The organism is Mechercharimyces mesophilus (assembly GCF_059818345.1).
The window spans coordinates 48,796-68,860 of record NZ_JCBAPH010000005.1; the positions used below are offsets into that span (position 1 = coordinate 48,796).

The following is a 20,065-nucleotide window of genomic DNA, read 5'->3' on the forward strand; positions in this document are numbered from 1 at the left end:
TATCTTTTACAGATAGGAGGCTCTTCTTATTCACTCTACTTCCCATTTACTCTGTAATCGGATGATCCGATTCCTTACTCGCTCCTGTCGGGGCTTCTCCTTCCATAAAGTAACCCACCTGATCGATCGAGTAGCCATAGTCCGTAATGGAATAGTCAGAAACAAGATTGGACGTGATGGTATCTCCATCCACGATGACCCAGAAGGCATCCAATTCCCCATCAAACGTCTCTTGAGTGGTTCCATTGCCATCCTTGATGTAAACGAAATCATAATTGGATTCCGTTTCAAAGCGACTGAAGTGAAGGGCTACCTGCGTCGCACCAGACTGGGTATAGGTGTGCGATTCGTCGTAGTAGTTGGAGTACGGATGATCCGTTTCATAGCTGGCATCTTCGTAGAACCATTCCCCTTCTCCACCACCATCATCTGATGGGAAAGTGGCTTCCAATAGGTAGGAGTCGCTCTTACTGGATGCTCCACTCCATCCGACAACGCCGATATAATAGGTACCTGCCGAGGCGTCGTAGGAAATCGATTCATTGGAAGTGCCTGATTTCCACGACCTTGCTACCCGCGTCCCTGAGGAATTGTACAGATAGAGGTCATAGTCACCTGGTAGTGAAGTTAAGCTGATGTCAATTGAGCCAGCTTCACTTGCTTCCAACTTGTAGTAATCTTGGTCACTACCATCCCAGATAAAGCTCTCATACTGCTCCCCGGAGTTAATCGGTCCATACGCCGTTGCGATGCTGTCATTGGGTTCATAAGTATCCTCATCATCACCAGGAGGAGGAGGAGGATTTCCAGTCAATGAAGCATAGATATTGATGCGTCCATGTGTGAAATCACTGCCTGTTCCAGGGATATTGTCCGCATACTCTTCCAAAGCGGACCGTATCTCACTGTTGTTCATCCCTTCGGAGGCAAGAAGCGCAGCGGCACCGGCAGTGTGGGGAGCTGCCATCGAGGTCCCACTATAGCTTACATACCCGCCCCCTAATTGAGTCGAGAGGATACCCACTCCAGGAGCGGCTACATCGACCCAACTACCATAGTTGGAAAAAGAAGCGAGATCATCATCTTCATCTACTGCGGCTACGGCGATCGATTCCTCATAGTAAGCAGGATACGAAGGAGAACTAGTGGAAGAATTACCCGCAGCACATATGACCACTGCTCCTTGTGCCCAGGCATACTCCACCGCTTCTTGCACCACAGCGGACGGACTGCTTCCTCCTAGACTCAGGTTAATGACATCCGCACCATTGGTAGCAGCATACTCAATTCCACCTGCCACCCAGTCATTGTAACCTGAACCGTTTGAATCTAATACCCGCACCGCCATGATGCTCACATTGGGTGCCACGCCCGCTACACCTTCGTTATTGTTGGTAGTAGCGGCAATCGTGCCTGCAACATGGGTCCCATGCCCCTGTTGATCATAAGAATTTTCATCCTCATTTACGAAATCGTATCCCTGTGTCACTTGACTCGACAGATCATCATGGTCATCTTGCACCCCGGTATCAACGACGGCGACGACCACGTCGCTACTCCCTCTAGTGATATCCCAAGCTTCTTCTGCGCTCATGTTTGGTGGGCCGTACTGTTCGGAATAGCGTGTGTCATTCGGTGTCCAGAACGCCTCATACACCACGCGAGGTTCTGCATACTCCACATTATCCATGCTCTCGTAAGTGGCAATCGCTTCTTCTGCCGATTGCCCTTTTACTTCGATCACATCGAAGTGTAGCTTCTCATTGCGTGAGAGAACGGTGGACTTTTCCGTTTCGTGAAGACTACCCATCACTTCACTGGACGTATTCTCCTTAAACTTGACAATGATTTGGTTGTTACTTGCTTCCATGAGATCCGTCTCTGTCTCCGCCTGAGCGGGCATGTTCATGGATAGCGAAAGCGAAAGGGCAAGCATGACCACCATGACGATCGTAAATGCTCGTTTCCTACGTTTCATCCCGATCTCCCCCTTTTTTTTGCATAGCTCCCTGACTGTCGACCGAACGACCATTGAAATTTTTCACACGGAAAATTGCTTTCGAATTCCGTGAATCTTTTTTGTGAATTATCTGAATGAAGCTTCCAAGAGATAGGAATCACTGGTGCTTGACGCTCCATTCCACCCTACCACGCGAAGGTAATAGGTACCTGCACTCCCCCACCAGTAGGAGATGGATTCACTTGAACTTCCTCCTCTCGTCGAAGAGGCAACAAGCGTACCCGAAGCATTGTACAAATAGAGATCATAGTCTCCTGGTAAAGAACTCAGACTAACAGAGATTCGTCCTCTTCTCGTCTTCACCAGCTTGTAGTAATCTTGGTCACTTCCATCCCAGATAAAGCTCTCATACTGCTCTCCGGAGTTAATCGGTCCATACGCCGTTGCGATGCTGTCATTGGGTTCATAGGTATCCTCGTCGTCACCTGGAGGAGGAGGGGGAGGAGGATCTCCCGTTAGTGAAGCATAGATATTGATGCGTCCATGTGTGAAATCACTGCCTGTTCCAGGGATATTGTCCGCATACTCTTCCAAAGCGGACCGTATCTCACTGTTGTTCATCCCTTCGGAGGCAAGAAGCGCAGCGGCACCGGCAGTGTGGGGAGCTGCCATCGAGGTCCCACTATAGCTTACATACCCGCCCCCTAATTGAGTCGAGAGGATACCCACTCCAGGAGCGGCTACATCGACCCAACTACCATAGTTGGAAAAAGAAGCGAGATCATCATCTTCATCTACTGCGGCTACGGCGATCGATTCCTCATAGTAAGCAGGATACGAAGGAGAACTAGTGGAAGAATTACCCGCAGCACATATGACCACTGCTCCTTGTGCCCAGGCATACTCCACTGCTTCTTGCACCACAGCGGACGGACTGCTTCCTCCTAGACTCAGGTTAATGACATCCGCACCATTGGTCGCAGCATACTCAATTCCACCTGCCACCCAGTCATTGTAACCTGAACCGTTTGAATCTAATACCCGCACCGCCATGATGCTCACATTGGGTGCCACGCCCGCTACACCTTCGTTATTGTTGGTAGTAGCGGCAATCGTGCCTGCAACATGGGTCCCATGCCCCTGTTGATCATAAGAATTTTCATCCTCATTTACGAAATCGTACCCCTGTGTTACTTGGCTCGATAGATCATCATGGTCGTCTTGCACCCCGGTATCAACGACGGCGACGACCACGTCGCTACTCCCTCTAGTGATATCCCAAGCTTCTTCTGCGCTCATGTTTGGTGGGCCGTACTGTTCGGAATAGCGTGTGTCATTCGGTGTCCAGAACGCCTCATACACCACGCGAGGTTCTGCATACTCCACATTATCCATGCTCTCGTAAGTGGCAATCGCTTCTTCTGCCGATTGCCCTTTTACTTCGATCACATCGAAGTGTAGCTTCTCATTGCGTGAGAGAACGGTGGACTTTTCCGTTTTGTGAAGACTACTCATCACTTTACTGGACGTATTCTCTTTGAACTTGACAATGATTTGGTTGCTACTTGCTTCCATGAGATCCGTCTCTGTCTCCGCCTGAGCGGGCATGTTCGTAGATAGCGAAAGCGAAAGGGCAAGCATGACCACCATGACGATCGTAAATGCTCGTTTCCTACGTTTCATCCCGATCTCCCCCTTTTTTTAGAAAAACGGCCTAGCAAGCATTCCCCTGAGAAACAAGAGTTTCTTTTTTCTCTTTTTCCTTCTACTCTGATCCATAGACCACTTTCTACAAAAAATATGGCTCCCGACAAAGACCTTCCCTGTACCCTCCTCATTTCTCTCCTTTTTCTAAAATGAGTGTCTTTTCTGAATAATATAACATATTAGAATAGTTGTAAATATTAAATCGCTATTTTTTTATTGTTTTTTGATTAAAATTTTCGATCTTTTGTTACCAACTGATATCTCTTTTTTATTTTGTTTTATTATACTTTATCAATTTAAAGTGATTCAGTCAATGTTTTATCAGGGAACACGCCTTTCGGTCTTTATAAAACAGAATACCTTCATAAATGGAGACCGAGCCATCACTCGATCTCCATTTATAATTTTATCTGTAAATGCTAACATTCATCTTTAAATCACTTTTTGTCCAACATCTTACATCATCTACTTCTATAAAATTATAAGAAATAAGAGGGAAACCTTTTCTCATCTCGGATAGGAGCGAACACAGAGCTTAAGAAATCCCCTGTAAAAAAATGAGAAGAAGAGGCGAGCCTCCAATGGGTTGTCCACCTCCTCTTTGTTACTGCAAATACTCTTCCAAAGTTAATTGATTCGAATAGATGGCTGTTGCTTCCTTAACACCCACATACCGAAGATGCCATGGTTCGTACAAGTATCCGGTCACGTCTTCTTCGCCTTGGGGATAGCGAATAATAAAGCCATAACGATGCGCATGATTGGCTACCCATTTTCCTTCCGCTGTCTGCCCAAAAGAGGTATCCAATAAGAAGTTAACCGATTCACTCGTAATATCCATCGCCAATCCAGACTGGTGTTCACTCTGTCCAGCGCGGGCACTAACACGATTGGCTTCTTGTTCACCACTTTGCTGGGCCTTATAAGCAAAGATGGCTTCTTGCCTTTCATAGGAGCGATAACCAGACTGCGCATATAAATTATGTCCCGCTTGTTTTGCCGAAGCAAACAACTCCTCCAATGCAGCCGCTGCTTCCGGTCGAAGTTTTTTCTTCGGTAAGTCCTCAGAATATGGGAAGGGAACATTGGGTGTAGTCAGTGATGGGATATACCCATCAGGGAGACGATGTGTCTTATTAATCAGAGCGGTTAAACTTTGCGGATTCGTTATGGTCATCACCCCGCCCTCTTCAACAGGAGACTCCTCATCTTTTGTCTTGTCTTCCGTAGAGTGATCCATCTCTGCCGTCAACTCCGGCTCGGACAAATCAAGCGGACGAGCCAAAAGGCTCCACCCTTCTTTCATTTTCTGAAAGTCATAAACGATATGATCCCATTGGATCTCACTCTGACTGCCCGCGGAATCCGCAGTATTCTTCATCAACTCTTGTACCCGTTGTTCAATTTGAGCCGATGTTGCTTCTGAATGTATCGCTTTCAATAATCCATATATTACATCCTGGTTGGATTCATTGAAGCCACTTGCTTTTAGCTCTCTTAAGCGCTCGGTTTCTTCCTCTACAATGAACGTGAGACTACCCGTTGCATAAGAAATTTCCACATTCGCTTTGCCATCGGCAAAATCCAGATCCTTAAAGGCTGTTTTCTCTATCTGCCATTCTTTTTTTACCTCAAGATTGTATTCTTCAACAAAATCTTGTGCGGTTAACCCCATATCCGTCCATGTTCCCTCTTGTTCTTCTTTTGTTTGTTCGTCCTTTTTTGTCGAATCTGCCTCCATCCGTTGCTCCTTCTGATAACCAACAATAAGAAGTACACTAACCAACACCAATAGCAAAGATACTATTAAAGTAACTTTTAGTTTCAATTCTCTTCCCTCCCACTTTCACTCCCCACTATATCAAATTAATCTGCTGCTGGGTGTACATTTACTCATCTAGAATGCAAAAGACTTTTATAGATTATTCACAATGACATCAAACGCCTCATTCTCTCAGATGAAGCGTAGAAAAACAGATGTCTATTCACTGATTGGTGCTAGAGACATAGGGACCTGCTGTTCCCGACCCATTTAAAGATCCATATAATAGTTTTGAAGGAGCACAATCCACAAAATGGAGTGAACAGTATGGGATTTCACAATAAAAAAGGATTAGTAAGCGTCGTTATTCCAGTTTATAATAAAGCTCCTTATATTAAACAATGCTTACGTAGTATACAAAGACAATCTTATCCTCATATCGAACTCATCATCGTTAACGATGCATCGACAGATAATAGTGCAAAAGTAATCCGAAAATGGATAAAATCTCTACCCGCTGCCAAACGATCCAAAGTTATATTTCACTCTCTGTCAAGGAACATCGGATATGCGGGTTCCTATAGTTTGGCAATGTTTTTAGCCCGTGGCGAATTTATTGCTATGCAAGATGCAGATGATTACTCCCACCCTCAACGAATCGCAAAACAAGTGCGATTTCTCCGGCAAAATCCTACCGTCGGTTTGGTCGGTACGAAATTCGGAGTTTTCCATCATCCCAAACCAAAAATCGTCAGAGTGCCCACATGGGTACGGTTCGGAAAGAAAATCATGAAGAGCTATCGTCAAGGTAAACATTGTATTTGTGTTGGTACCACTCTTTTTCGACGTTCCCTATTTGATAAATTTGGCGGGATAGAACGGGGAAAAGGTCATGCAGAAGACATGCATTTCATACGCAAATACTTTCGAAATCACGTTCGCCTCGCTAATATACCTCAAGTCTTGTACTATTATCGAAAGAACTCTTCCCAGCGCTCCATAAAAATGCGCCGATTGCGTAAAATGAGAAGGAAGAAGAGAAGGCAAGCACTTAAACAAAGAAGAAACAGCCTTAATCAAAGAAGATAGGGCCTTTAATCTACTTCTGTTTCTAATCACACGGGTCATTTATCAACCTATAATCTATTTCCACTACTTCCCATCTATTTTCATTTAGATGGGAAGTTTTTTATAAGATAGCACTTGCCACTTCATATGATACCGCTTTCAATATCTTTAAGGTTATCATATGAAAGTTCATCACTTCTCCTCGACCGCCTTTGGATTGAATTTCCCTTCCCTCTCTCTTCGTCTCCCTCTTATAAGAAGTCATGGTCCCCTATATGTTGCTACAGAACACTCTATCCAACATATATTTACCGATTAAAAAACCCAAAATATAGGATATATATTCAGTTGATGTAAATATTCTTAAAACAAATATCTCTTAAATTTTTTTAAAAAAATCAAAGATTGATATTTACATACTCTTTTTTTTGCTTTATTATGATAAACAGATACATTGGCAGTGCATGAAATAGGATGATCATCTATGACGGTTTTCCCAACTAAACAGAGCAACTTTCTCGACATTTTAACCACATCCCTATTCGATTGAGGTTAACCAACAATTACTGAACAGGACCACTCTTTCCAAGTTCGCCCCCCCTCCCGTCGGATGAACATGGTCGATTTTTGGAAACATACCGTTCTTATACTTAAATCCTTTGCACGCACTGAGGGTGATTACTAACCAATGTAGGCAGAAAAAATAGAAAATACAAATAAAGGGGTTGTGTCATGAATCACAAGAGAAAAATCGTATCGGTACTCACAGCAGCTGGACTCGTTCTTTCCCTCCCATTAGCAGGCGGGTTTGAACTATCGACTGCTAAGGCAGAAGCATCATCAGCAGAAAAAATTATTGTAAAATTCAACGAAACAACATCTCAATCACAGAAACGCTCTCTTTATGAAGCAGAACGTTCTACTGTTCTCTCTGAGAATGAGCAACTTGACTTCGAAGTCATTGAAGTCGAAGGCTCTGTCGACAAGGCAATCGAAGAGTACAGCGAAATGGAGGGTGTAGAATATGCTGAACCCATCATGGAATACAAAGCATCTTGGACACCTAACGATCCGTATTACTCTTCTGACCAATATGGTCCACAATTGATGGAAGTCCCCATTGTTTGGGATCAAACCAAGGGTAGCAGTGACGTTGTGGTTGCCGTCATCGATACCGGGGTTCAAGACGATCATGAAGACCTCGAAGGACAAGTTACCTCCGGCTACGATTTCGTAGACAATGATCGTGATGCCTACGATGAACAAGGTCATGGCACCCACGTAGCTGGTACCATCGCCGCTTCCACAGATAATGGAATGGGTGTCGCTGGCGTTGCTCCCAACGTAACCATCATGCCCGTACGCGTGCTGGATGCAGATGGGAGTGGCACCAACGAATCCGTTGCTAATGGTATCGTCTATGCCGCTGACAATGGGGCTGACATTATCAACATGAGTCTTGGTGGCCCTTCTGCCTCGCAAGCGATCGAAGAAGCGGTTGAATATGCCTCTAGCAAAGGGGTTTTCATCGTAGCAGCAGCAGGTAATGAGTCAACATCCTCTCCTTCTTATCCTGCTTACTATGAAGAGGCTCTGTCTGTAGCAGCAATCGACTCCAATAATAATATTGCCTCCTTCTCTAACTATGGAAGCTGGGTTGATGTAGCCGCACCTGGGGTAGATATTATTTCAACCCAACTAGGCGGTGGATACGTCAAGTATAGTGGAACCTCTATGGCCACCCCTCATGTGGCTGGTGTCGCTGCCCTGCTCGCTTCGGAAGGAATGTCTAGCAGTGAAATCCGTACAGCCATTGAGAGCACGGCAGATGAAATCGCAGGAACAGGTACCTACTGGGAACACGGTAGTGTAAATGCCTTATCCGCCATTGGTGGTGAAAGTGATAGCGATAATGGAGAGGACAATAGTGGCAGTGATCCCTATGAATCAAATGACAGCTTCTCCAACGCTTATGGTCCGATCGAGTCCGGCCAAACGTACAATGGACAAATCGGTAGCGCTTCAGATGAAGATTATTTCTCATTTGAAAGTGGAGCTGATGGGGATATTTCAATCAGCTTAACCAACCTTCCAAAAGACTACGACCTCTATCTATATGATGCGGATGGGAAACAATTGGATAAATCCTGGAATGGGAACACATCGGATGAATCCATTGCCTATAGTGGATCTGCCGATACCTATTATGTAAAAGTGGTAGGGTATGATGGAGCGAAGAGCACCAGTGATTCTTACGCTCTTACCGCAACATACCCAACGAAATCTTCCGGGGAGGAAGAAGGAACGTTAGAGTGGCACTATGAGTCTAAATCCTACTCAACCTCCCATCCTTATGATAACTACACTGATCAGGAAGACACGTATACCAAAGCGGGGGCAACCAAAGTCGCTCTTCATTTCAGTAAGTTAGAGACAGAAGAGGGTTACGACTATGTCTACATTAAAGATGCCAATGGAGACATTCAAGAAACGTATGACGGCAATCAAGAAGATTTCTGGGTCATCGTCGAGGGTGAAACCATTACCGCTAATCTTATCTCCGATTATTCGGTAACCGGTTATGGCTATGAAATCGATAAAGTCGGATATTACTCCGAATAAGCCCTCGGGCATAGTACAAATATCAAATCATTGAAGAAAAACTTTCATCTTCAAGATGCGCTGTAGAGCCCGTCCGGCTTTACAGCGCATCTTTTTTTATATCAGATTTGAAAAATAGGTTGATTTTTTCATTAATTTAATGTCATAATTTATAATGAGAGGTGATTATTCCGATAGGAATCCTCTGCGAAAGATCAACACAAGCAGTTTTTGGAAATTTTTTTTGCAATAGTCCTATCGTAAATCATGCGAGAGCTAGTTATCGATTCATTCAGCTCAAGCAGTTTTCTACGTAATTCGTATCGTAATTCATACCCTAACATACCTAAAACAGATGCTTATTACATACTAATTTTTCAATAAATTGCTTATGTTGATTCAAATTCGCATGGCAGGAATCTTCTATTCATATCACAATACCTCTCACTAATTTACTGTTAAAGGAGAAAAAAATGAAAAAAGCAAAATCTATTCTCTCTATTTGTACCGCTTTGGGACTAGCTATATCTTTACCATTCGGACAGTGGCAACCTGTGCAAGCCGCAGACCAAAAAAGGGTGGCCGAACAAGAAATCATTGTTAAATTTAAAGAAGAAACAACAGCTTCTAGCAAAAAACAGCTTCATCAATCTGAAGAAGCGCAAGTCGTTTCTCAGAATAAATCCTTGGACTTTGATGTTGTTCAGGTAGAGGGAGAAACGGTCGAAGAAGCATTGGAAAGCTACGCGCAGATGGAGAATGTAGAATATGCCGAGCCTATCATCCAATATCAAGCCGATTGGTCCCCCAACGATCCAATCTATCATTCCGACCAATACGGACCACAAAATATGCAAGTCCCCGCTGCTTGGGAGATTACTCGTAGCAGTAATGATGTTGTAGTAGCCGTAATCGATAGCGGTGTCCAGTATGATCATCCTGACCTCGCTGGACAAGTCATTGAAGGGTATGACTACATCGACAATGATCCAGATCCATACGATGAACACGGGCATGGTACCCATGTAGCCGGTACCGTTGCTGCCTCCACTAATAACGGTGTCGGTGTGGCCGGTGTCGCACCTGAAGCGAAAATCATGCCTGTACGCGTCCTCGATAAAACAGGCTTTGGAACAAATGAACAGGTAGCGAACGGCATTACCTATGCAGTCGACAATGGTGCCGATGTGCTCAATATGAGCTTGGGTGATCCAGAACCTTCCCAGCTCATTGAAGATGCGGTTAACTATGCCTGGGAGAAAGGCGTTGTCGTAGTCGCTTCTGCCGGTAATAAATCAACGAATGCGCCCAATTACCCAGGAATCTATGAGAATTCAATTGCGGTCGCTGCCCTCGATGAAAACGATCGCAAAGCTTCCTTCTCCAACTATGGCGATTGGGTCGACGTGGCTGCACCCGGGGTCGACATTATTTCTACTACGATGAACGACAAATACGGTCGGAAGAGTGGAACCTCCATGGCCGCACCTCATGTTGCAGGAGTCGCAGCCCTCTTGGCTTCAGAAGGTCTCACCAACTCGGAAATTCGTGAAAAGATTGAAACCACAGCTGATCACATTTCCGGGACTGGTTCTTCCTGGATTCACGGGAAGGTAAATGCCTTCAAAGCTCTCGGCGGAGATCCTTATGAGCCGAACGATACAAGAACAGAAGCATATGCTCTAACCTTTGGGAAAGCCTATGATAGTTTCATCAGTAGCAATGTCGATCAAGATTGGTACAAATTTGACATAGATGACAAAGGAACTGTTACAGCTGACCTGACCAATTTAGCTGGCGACTTTGACCTCTATCTATACGACTCCAAAGGTAGAGCCATTGCGGAATCTGAGAACAACAATCAAAAGGATGAAAAGATTACTCATTCCGTTACCAGTGCAGGAACCTATTATCTAGAAGTCGATGGCTACAGAGGCGCTATGAGTACTTCAACTCCATATTCTTTATCTGTCGAGTATACCGATGAGGGATCAGACGGCGGAGAGGACGAATGGGTTTACATTGACAAGACATATGAATCCTCTCACCCTTACAAAAACTACAATGATACTGAGGATACGTATACCAAATCCGGGGCAAGTAAAGTAGCGTTTCATTTCACCCGCTTAGAAACGGAAAAAGACTATGATTTTGTCTACATCAAAGATGCTAATGGAGAAGTTCAAGAAAAATATGATGGGAGTCAAGAGGACTTCTGGGTCATTGTCGAAGGCGATACCATTACTGCAAACCTCGTGTCGGATTTATCGGTTACCGACTACGGATATCAGATTGATAAAGTAGGGTATGTTGAGTAAGAGGCTACTGTCTATCTGAGGATGAATGCTGCTTTTGTGGAAATACCTAGCAATACACCTTCTCCCTCATCCTAGGTACCCTGGGATGAGGGTTTTTTCATAGAAAACTGTCATCGTTTGTGCCACAAGCCCCGGATGAAAGCAGTCATCAATGAGAGCTTCAGTTTCTCCCGGAGCGTAGTTGATAGGCGAAGGCATCTTCTATCGCCGCCTGATTCTTAGCTCAGAGCCTACCAAAGAGAAAGCGCTCGCCCATCTTCCAGCCATTCTTAGGAAGGGCATTCACCCTTTCTTCAACGACAGTTTTTCCACTTTGTAAAATCAAGTTTCACTAAGTGGAAACTTTCATAGAAACCTGCATTCAATTAGGTTGTCATATTCTTATCATAAGACCAATAAAACATTAATCTAGGATGAACACACTCAATATTATCTTATATTTTCCACATTACCCTTACATAAGTTCAAAAGTTAGTAATAGCGTTTTCAATTGAAAATTCATATTTAAATATAAAAATTCGCGTTAAGTATGTTTACAAATTCAATTGAGTGTATTATCATATAAAACAAGTTGAGTAAGAAGGAATATCATCCATAAAAGGCTGGGGCTATTCCCCATCTATATTCAACAGGTATCGTTGGTCGTTTTTCATTGTTACTTATCGCCGTAACGAAAAAGCGAACCGCTAAGTGGACAAGCTTAGCACGTTATCGCATTACTCGTGAAAGCGGAAAAATTTGCACTAAAGGGGTTTTTTGATGAAAGGATCTACAAAAGCTTTTTCAGTTTTGACTGCTATGGGACTTGCTATATCGTTGCCAATATCCAATATACCGATGATTGGCACCGACTCGGCACACGCTGAAACTTCTTCTTCAAATGAAATTGTTGTAAAATTTGATAATAAGACGTCTCAGTCACAAAAGATGTCCATTCACAGTGCCGAGAAAGTAGATGTCGTTGAACAAAACGAAAGCATCGATTTTGATGTCATTGAAGTAAAAGAGCAGTCTGTTGAGGAAGCCATTGCAGAGTACAGCGAAATGGATAACGTCGAGTATGCCGAACCCATTATCGAGTACAAAGCAACCTGGACACCAAATGACCCCATGTATGAATCCGGTCAATATGGACCACAAAGCATGGATGTACCTGAAGCATGGGATACAACCAAAGGTAGTAGCGATATTGTCGTAGCTGTTGTCGACACCGGCGTGCAAACCGATCATCCTGATCTTTCTGGTAAAGTAACATCAGGTTATGATTTCGTCGATGACGATAACGATGCTTCTGACGAACAAGGACATGGAACCCATGTAGCTGGTACCATTGGAGCCGCTACAAACAACGGAATTGGCGTTGCGGGTGTTGCGCCCGACGTTCAAATCATGCCAGTACGCGTCTTGGATGCTCAAGGATCTGGAACCAACCAATCCGTTGCTAACGGAATCACCTATGCAGCCGACAATGGTGCGAAAGTGATTAACCTTAGCCTTGGTGGACCTACTTCCTCTCAGTTAATTGAGGATGCTGTCGAATACGCTGCGGATAAGGGCGTGTTAGTGGTTGCAGCTGCTGGGAATGAATCCACTTCTTCTCCTTCTTACCCCGCTTACTTTGAAGGCGCACTCGCTGTAGCAGCCGTTGATTCTAATGATCAAATTGCTTCCTTCTCTAACTACGGAAGCTGGGTAGATGTAGCCGCCCCTGGCGTTGACATTCTCTCCACCGAACTCGGAGGAGACTATGTGGAGTTGAGTGGAACATCCATGGCATCTCCTCATGTTGCTGGCGTTGCTGCTCTTCTCGCATCGCAAGGAATGTCCGCCACAGAAATCCGTGAGGCCATTGAAAACACAGCTGAAGAGATCTCAGGAACCGGAAGTAAGTGGGAGCACGGTCGCGTGAATGCCCTCCAAGCACTGGGTAACACTGATTCTGTCTCAGATGAACCGGCAGAAGAAGAACCCGTTGAAGAACCAGCTAACGAAGAAGGTAATAGTTGGTACGACTGGCTCTCTCGCTGGTTTGGCTGGTAAGCAACTCACTCCACTTGGTTCCCACTTGAATCAAGTACGGGTCTCTCTTTGAAAAAGTTGATATAAAAGCATCCTGTATTCATAGGATTCTATTTGAAGCATCCCCCATTCCTCTTCACGGAGAGAACGGGGGATGCTTCATTATACAAGAAAACAAGTAACAATATTAGATTATTTTTGCTACTAACATCATTATGATATTATGATACTATCCAATCAATCTCTTAGTGAGTAAGAGAGTTATCCGGTCCATTCCCCACTTAGAAAGGATTCGCAACCCCTTTCTTGCAAAGGATTTGATCATGAATCGCATCCATATGATTAAGCGACACATCTCTAGAAGGAGGACTGAGAAATGGCCTTGCAACCGGTCTTACAACTAATTAATTTAAGAAAAACAATCGGAAATAAAAGGATTATTCATGGCCTTACCATGGATATCTACCCCGGTGAAGTATTTGGTTTCTTGGGTCCTAATGGTGCGGGGAAAACAACAACCATCCGCATGATTGTCGGCTTAATGTCCATGACTGGTGGCAATGTGATCATCAATGGGACAAGCCTCAAAAAGGATTTTGAAAAGGCCATCTCTCATGTTGGTGCCATTGTAGAAAACCCAGAGCTTTATCCCTTTTTAACCGGCCATCAAAACCTTGTCCACTATTGGCGCATGTGTCACAACGTTAATCGCCGACAAATCAACCACGTCATTCGCCTCGTCGGTTTAGAAAAGCGTATTCATGATAAGGTGAAAACCTATTCACTTGGGATGCGTCAACGCCTTGGGCTGGCACAAGCTCTCCTCCATTCCCCATCTGTCCTTATCTTGGACGAGCCGACCAACGGTTTAGATCCGGCTGGCATACGAGAAATACGAGAATACTTGCGTAAGCTCGCACGAGAAGAAAACATCGCCGTTATTGTTTCGAGTCACTTGCTGTCTGAGATGGAACTCATGTGTGACCGCATCGGTATCATTCAGAACGGCCGACTGATCGATATTAAGCAAACAAAAGAGTTTGTCGGAGAAGATGCCGAAAAAACCATTACCTTGGAAGTAGAGCCCCTTCAAGAAGCCAAATATCTCATCCATTCCCACCTACCCGGTATCAAACCGGTGTTGACGGAGCAAGGGATTCAGCTCTCCCTTCCTCGAGAACAAATTCCTGATCTCATTGCGCTTCTCGTCTCGCAACAGATCGCCATCTTTGGAGTTCATCCAACCACGAAAACGTTGGAAGAGAAATTTTTAGAAGTGACAGGAGGAGAGGGGATTGGTTAATTTTATTCAGTTGATTCAAAATGAAAACATGAAAATTTACCGCCGTGTGGGCACGCTTGTTATGATCGGCTTGCTTATTCTCGCCTCACTCGCTTTAACCCTTATAAGTAAGCACCAAGCCACTGGCTCTCTTTTTGGTGACGCATCTGAAAGTACGGCATGGAAAGAATCTCTTCAGGAAGAGAATAAACAATTGGAAAGCAGCCTCAAACAAGAAGGAGAAGACGGCCCTCCACAAGAAATTATCGAAAAGTGGAAAGAGCAAGTGGCACTTAATAAGTATCGCTTAGAGCATGATATTCCACCTGCCGACTCTACCTTTTGGGGCTTTATGAATCAATCGGCAAATTTGGTCTCTCTCATTAGTTTATTTACGGTCATCATCACTTCCATTAGTGTAGCCGGTGAGTTTTCATGGGGAACGATCAAACTACTACTCATTCGTTCAGCTTCGAGGAGTAAAATTCTTCTTTCCAAGTATATGGCAGCCTGCCTTTTGTCACTCACCTTATTGGTCATACTTTTTCTCTCTTCTTTCCTCTTTGGCTCTCTCTTCTTCGGATTTGGTGAAGTAGGAATGCCCAACTTATCCTACGTAGATGGTAAAGTAGTGGAGGAGAGCATGATCGTAAACACAGTGAAGCAGTATGGTCTGGCAAGCGCTTCTCTCCTAATGATTGTTACTCTTGCTTTTATGATCTCTACTGTCTTTCGGAGTAGTGCGGTCGCGATTGGCGTCTCCATTTTCTTACTCTTTGCTAGTGGTCCGCTTCTGCTCGTCGCCTCCACACAAGACTTAACCTTTATGAAATATTATTTATTTGCTAACACCAGCCTTCAAACCTATGTCAGTGATCAGGAGCCACTATTTGAAGGGATGACCTTATCTTTCTCGCTAGCAGTCCTGGCTGCTTACTGGGTTCTCTTTATAGCTGTTTCCTGGTTCGTCTTTAATAAACGAGATGTAGCTTCTTAAAATATAGGCAATGAAAAAGGAGCGGTTCCCTAGATGGAACCGCTCCTTTTATTTTTCACAGACCAAGTGAGTAGAACACAACTCTTGCTCTTCAATTCATATAATATAGTAATATAGTAATATAGTAATATAGTAATATAGTAATATAGGAAAAGGAGGAAACAAAAGTGAGACGTACACCCGATTTCCTCATCATTGGCGCAATGAAATGTGGGACAACGGCATTCTATCATCAACTCATCGAACATCCCTTTATTCAACCGGCTAGTACAAAAGAGCTTCATTTCTTTGATAAAAGATATAGGAAAGGGATGGAGTGGTATCTAACTCAATTTCCGCAGAGGAAACCACCGATTCTCTCTGGGGAAGCCTCTCCTCTTTATTTATTCGAGCCGTCTGTTCCTGCTAAAGTTCACTTCCATTTACCAGCTATCAAGCTCATTGTCCTCATGCGAAACCCTATAAATCGCGCCTATTCCCACTACCACTACTGGAAACGTAATTGGATGAAGGAAGCTTCATTTGAAGAGGCGCTAAACGTAGAGGAGAATACTTGGCGAGAGAAATGGGAGGCAAAGGGGGACAATCAATCTCTTACCAATGATGAACGAATTTTTTCCTGCCTTACTCGCGGAGCTTATGCAAAGCAACTTAATAGATGGATGCAATACTTCCCTAAAAAGCAATTTCTCTTTATTCGCAGCGAAGATTATTTCGATGATTCGCAAAGAATCTTAAATGAAGCATTTGACTTTCTGGATCTGCCTCCACATCTCTTATCACCTTCTTCGATTAGCCATAAAAGAAATGCCCAGAAATATCCTCCAATAAAGCCTTGTACCCGCAATCGACTAGCAGAGCATTTTACCCCCTACAATCATCAACTGAATAAACTTCTCCACCGTAATTTCAACTGGTCTTAAATGCTTTTATTTCATTTGCCTCTGGAAGGAACATTCAGCTTTGTTTGTGGGGACACATTTTGTCTTCAGCCAAAAAACCTTCATACGTCCTCCCTTCTCCATAAAAGAGGCCCCTTCCTTGTCTCATCATTCATCGGCATATAGAGAAGATAGAGACATATATTAAAACCACCATATAGTTTTTGCAACTAGCAGTAGAAAGCCGAATTAGGATGAGAAAGGAGCTGGATGAATGAAGAAGGGTGAGCAACTTCAACCGAAGAAAAAAGAAGATTGGCCATGGCTATTACCAAAGGATTATGGGACCAATCGATTACTCCTATGGCCACAAAGCCCTTCTTCCTTATATGCTTATTGGGAGTGGAACGCCTCTCGCTGGAGAATAATCCAATCATTTCTGAACAAACACCAGCGCCAAGCGGAATGGGCCGTTCGTTTGTATGAAGTGACCGAACAAGTAGAAGAGACGCCAGCTGTTCCCGTTCATGAGGACATCGTCGGTCTGACCATAAATGAATATGAATTTCAAGTAGAGCCTGCCCATCTTTATATCGCTTTTGTCGGACTCTATTATAAGGAACAGTTGATTCCAAAGTTTTCACCCTTTCTTGCTTCGCACCCAGTAAGCACACCACAAAGAGCATCGACGAAAACCCTCTCGCTTTCTGCAGATACGTACCAAAACATAAAATTAAATATTCAGTAGATTGCTCGCCTCATCTTAGCGACACTGTGAATCACCTACTACCCATCACTTGTGAGGTGACCAGATGTGAACAGCCATTTGCTTTCGTTTATCCTACATGCCCACTTGCCTTATTACTTTCCCGCGTCCCATCAACCCTATTCTGCTCTTGAGAAACAGATTTACGACACCGTCATCGACGCTCACCTTCCAATGCTGATGACATTGTCGTCGCTCCTCGAGAAAAACAACGATCTGCAGATAACCCTCTCACTTTCGCCCATGTATCTTCATTTAATAGAAAACCCTCTTTTTATACAAGAATGTAAACGAAGACTATTAAAACGTATCCAAGAGCGACAGGGGAAAAACACCGGTACGGTAACCTCCGATTCTCTCGCACGTTGGTTTGAACTTCATGCTTTTTTGAACAACCATGACTACCAACTTCTTCTCATTTATCGGTCATTGCAACAAAGCGGGCAAGTCGAATTTCTGTCATCAGCAGCCACAAATCCGTATCTCCCCTACATACAAACAGACGAAATGCTGCAAATACAGATTCATGAGGCTCTGCAAACCCACCAGCGAATTTGGAAGGAAGCACCGCGAGGCTTCCGTCTCTCTTCCTGTGGCTACAAACAAGGAATAGACGATCTTCTCCTCCAGGAAGGATTTCATTATATCGTTGGGGATCAAGCAGGAATATTAGGTATTTTTCCTGAGCCATCCTCCGCTAGGTACGCGCCTCTGGAGTTTGGTGGCTCCTTGCCTATTCTCATGGAGCAAGAAGAGATCCTGCAAGCAAGAGATCCCTGCGAGGAGAAAGATACACAGAGGAAAAAAGATAGCCATGTCCATCAACAGTGGAAAAGCCTTATCCAAGACTATATAAAAAAACAACCATCAGGAGTGAAGGATCAATACAGCCGTAATGCTTTTGCACTCCTGCCACTTGACATGAATCATAAGGATGCTCCTTTGATTCTAGAGGAAGTAAGTATAGCGCTTCAGAAAAGCAATCATTGTCTCTCCACCATTACCCCATCCAAATACGTCGCAGACCACTCCATGCAGGAAAAAGTTTGCCTCTCTCCTTCTATCAATATCCCGATAGCCGAAGAGAATATCTATCTAAATAAGCAAAACCGCTGGATTTATCCTCATCTCTATCTAGCGGAAGAACGAATGATACATTTGCTAAAATATCGATCGCAGGCGGATCAATTGGAGCAGAGGGCAATCAAGCAAGCCATGCGCGAGTTGCTTTTGGTCCAGAGTAAGGATTGGGCACTAATGATGAACAACACCGCCTTACAAGAAACAGCAAAAAGACAAGTACATGATCAGCTAGTCCGCTTTCATCAGTTGTTTGATAACATTCGTCTTCATCTGATTGATACAGATGAGCTAAGTAATTTCGAAAAGGCTACCCCACTCTTTCCAGAGATGTCCTTCACCCCAACTTATCCTTCCGAAGAAGAGCATCCTACTCCATTATTACCTATCAATAGAAACGAACCGGTTAATAATCGAAGTGTATTGATTTTATGCTGGGAGTTTCCGCCCAGAATCATCGGAGGCATGGGAACGTCTGTCTATCAATTGGCACGCCACTTAGTAAAGCAAGGGATAGAGGTTCATCTGGTCACGCACATGAGCGATGAATCTCCTTATGATGAACAAATGGAAGGCATCCATGTTTACAGGGTATCGACCATCGGAGCAGATCAAACCTTTGTTGAACATCCAGACCTCTTTTTTCATTGGGTCCTCCAACTAAATATTGCTTTACTGGAGAAGGTAGAGCAGTTACTAGCAGAGGGAAGAAAGTTTCATGTGGTACATGCAAATGAATGGATTACTTTTTTTGCAGCAGAGGAGCTCACAACACGATTTCAACTCCCGCTCGTCTATACACTCCATGGTATTCAGCACGTATATGATCGGCAAATGGGGCATCCCGTCGTCCAACATATCCAGAATATTGAGCGAGTCATCTGCCAAAAATCCACTTTAATTATGGTTTGTAGTCACTATATGAAACAAGAAGCTATGAAGGGGTTTCATGTTCCGGACCAAAGAGTACGAGTCGTCCCCAATGGGGTGATTTTACCCGACGCCTCCACTCAAGAAGAGGAGAAAAAGTGGAAGGCTTGTAAGCAGAAGTATGCACTTCCTCATGAAAAAATCATCTATTATGTAGGGAGAATTACCCCTCATAAAGGGCTTCATGTCTTAATGGAGTCTATGCCATATATTATAAATGAGTATCCAGATACTAAATTTATCCTAGTGGGCGAGGGTTCCCTAACTCCAAGCTTGAAACAGCGAGCGAAAGAACTGGGTGTAGAAAAGAACGTGTTATTCTTAGGGTTTGTAGAAAACGAAGAAAAAGAGCTCTTGTATCGACTAGCGGATGCCTTCGTACTCCCCAGTATTTATGAACCCTTTGGTATTGTCGCCTTAGAGGCCATGTCTTTTGGCGTGCCGATCATTGCTTCACATACGGGTGGGTTAAAAGAGATCGTCAGGCATGCTGAGACTGGACGAACGGTTATTACGGGACATGCGAAATCACTGGTTGATCAAATTGGCTGGGTGCTCAGTCATCCTAACGAAGCAAAAAAATTGGCGAAAGCCGCTTATGAGAATTTAGAAAACAAGTATAGCTGGGATCAAATCGCTCAACAAGTTAAAACTATGTACGAAGGAATCACCTAATGGTTTAAGCGATCCAAGT

The 20,065-nt window shown here is 44.0% G+C and carries 11 protein-coding genes and 2 pseudogenes; 10 read left to right on the forward strand and 3 right to left on the reverse strand.

From position 1 onward, the window contains the following. Positions 1-46 precede the first annotated feature (46 nt). The 3 genes from AC6RGY_RS12940 to AC6RGY_RS12950 form a co-directional block, all read right to left on the reverse strand. Positions 47-1,978, reverse strand: a complete 1,932-nt coding sequence (locus AC6RGY_RS12940) for a S8 family serine peptidase (RefSeq protein ID WP_499863535.1) — start codon at positions 1,976-1,978, stop codon at positions 47-49. Between the two features lie 108 nt (positions 1,979-2,086). Continuing rightward, a complete protein-coding gene (locus tag AC6RGY_RS12945; RefSeq protein WP_499863538.1) occupies positions 2,087-3,643 on the reverse strand; it encodes a S8 family serine peptidase in 1,557 nt (518 codons plus the stop codon). 628 nt (positions 3,644-4,271) lie between these two features. Then, positions 4,272-5,495: a M15 family metallopeptidase gene (locus AC6RGY_RS12950; RefSeq protein WP_499863540.1), complete on the reverse strand. Its 1,224-nt coding sequence runs from the start codon at positions 5,493-5,495 to the stop codon at positions 4,272-4,274. Positions 5,496-5,756: 261 nt separating this feature from the next. On the opposite strand from AC6RGY_RS12950, the gene AC6RGY_RS12955 reads away from it, so the two are divergent. From AC6RGY_RS12955 to AC6RGY_RS13000, 10 genes and pseudogenes are all read left to right on the forward strand, one after another. Continuing rightward, entirely contained in the window at positions 5,757-6,518 is a 762-nt protein-coding gene (locus AC6RGY_RS12955; RefSeq protein ID WP_499863542.1) for a glycosyltransferase family 2 protein, read from the forward strand. Between the two features lie 711 nt (positions 6,519-7,229). Continuing rightward, positions 7,230-8,387, forward strand: a pseudogene (locus AC6RGY_RS12960) (S8 family peptidase); the annotation flags it as partial. 147 nt (positions 8,388-8,534) lie between these two features. Further along, positions 8,535-9,119 (forward strand): annotated as a pseudogene (locus tag AC6RGY_RS12965) (pre-peptidase C-terminal domain-containing protein); the annotation flags it as partial. Between the two features lie 452 nt (positions 9,120-9,571). Further along, positions 9,572-11,416 (forward strand): S8 family serine peptidase, encoded by a 1,845-nt coding sequence (locus tag AC6RGY_RS12970; RefSeq protein WP_499863545.1) that lies wholly within the window; start codon positions 9,572-9,574, stop codon positions 11,414-11,416. A 759-nt stretch (positions 11,417-12,175) separates the two neighbouring features. Beyond that, the gene (locus tag AC6RGY_RS12975; RefSeq protein WP_499863547.1) at positions 12,176-13,456 is read left to right on the forward strand and encodes a S8 family peptidase; all 1,281 of its coding nucleotides are present in this window, start codon (positions 12,176-12,178) and stop codon (positions 13,454-13,456) included. 361 nt (positions 13,457-13,817) lie between these two features. Then, the gene (locus AC6RGY_RS12980; RefSeq protein ID WP_499863897.1) at positions 13,818-14,738 is read left to right on the forward strand and encodes an ABC transporter ATP-binding protein; all 921 of its coding nucleotides are present in this window, start codon (positions 13,818-13,820) and stop codon (positions 14,736-14,738) included. Beyond that, positions 14,731-15,714, forward strand: a complete 984-nt coding sequence (locus tag AC6RGY_RS12985; protein ID WP_499863549.1) for an ABC transporter permease — start codon at positions 14,731-14,733, stop codon at positions 15,712-15,714. Before AC6RGY_RS12980 ends, AC6RGY_RS12985 begins: the two co-directional genes overlap by 8 nt. Before the next feature lie 167 nt (positions 15,715-15,881). Next, entirely contained in the window at positions 15,882-16,637 is a 756-nt protein-coding gene (locus tag AC6RGY_RS12990) for a sulfotransferase domain-containing protein (protein WP_499863551.1), read from the forward strand. Between the two features lie 232 nt (positions 16,638-16,869). Further along, a complete protein-coding gene (locus AC6RGY_RS12995; RefSeq protein WP_499863553.1) occupies positions 16,870-17,343 on the forward strand; it encodes a DUF4912 domain-containing protein in 474 nt (157 codons plus the stop codon). A gap of 66 nt (positions 17,344-17,409) precedes the next feature. Further along, a complete protein-coding gene (locus AC6RGY_RS13000) occupies positions 17,410-20,046 on the forward strand; it encodes a 1,4-alpha-glucan branching protein domain-containing protein (protein WP_499863555.1) in 2,637 nt (878 codons plus the stop codon). Positions 20,047-20,065: the final 19 nt, after the last annotated feature.

What these genes read in the sequence shown, in the direction of transcription:
- AC6RGY_RS12940 (WP_499863535.1), bottom strand. Translation starts at nt 1,978, where the DNA reads ATGAAACGTAGGAAACGAGCATTTACGATCGTCATGGTGGTCATGCTT.
- AC6RGY_RS12945 (WP_499863538.1), bottom strand. Translation starts at nt 3,643, where the DNA reads ATGAAACGTAGGAAACGAGCATTTACGATCGTCATGGTGGTCATGCTT.
- AC6RGY_RS12955 (WP_499863542.1), top strand. Translation starts at nt 5,757, where the DNA reads ATGGGATTTCACAATAAAAAAGGATTAGTAAGCGTCGTTATTCCAGTT.
- AC6RGY_RS12970 (WP_499863545.1), top strand. Translation starts at nt 9,572, where the DNA reads ATGAAAAAAGCAAAATCTATTCTCTCTATTTGTACCGCTTTGGGACTA.
- AC6RGY_RS12975 (WP_499863547.1), top strand. Translation starts at nt 12,176, where the DNA reads ATGAAAGGATCTACAAAAGCTTTTTCAGTTTTGACTGCTATGGGACTT.
- AC6RGY_RS12995 (WP_499863553.1), top strand. Translation starts at nt 16,870, where the DNA reads ATGAAGAAGGGTGAGCAACTTCAACCGAAGAAAAAAGAAGATTGGCCA.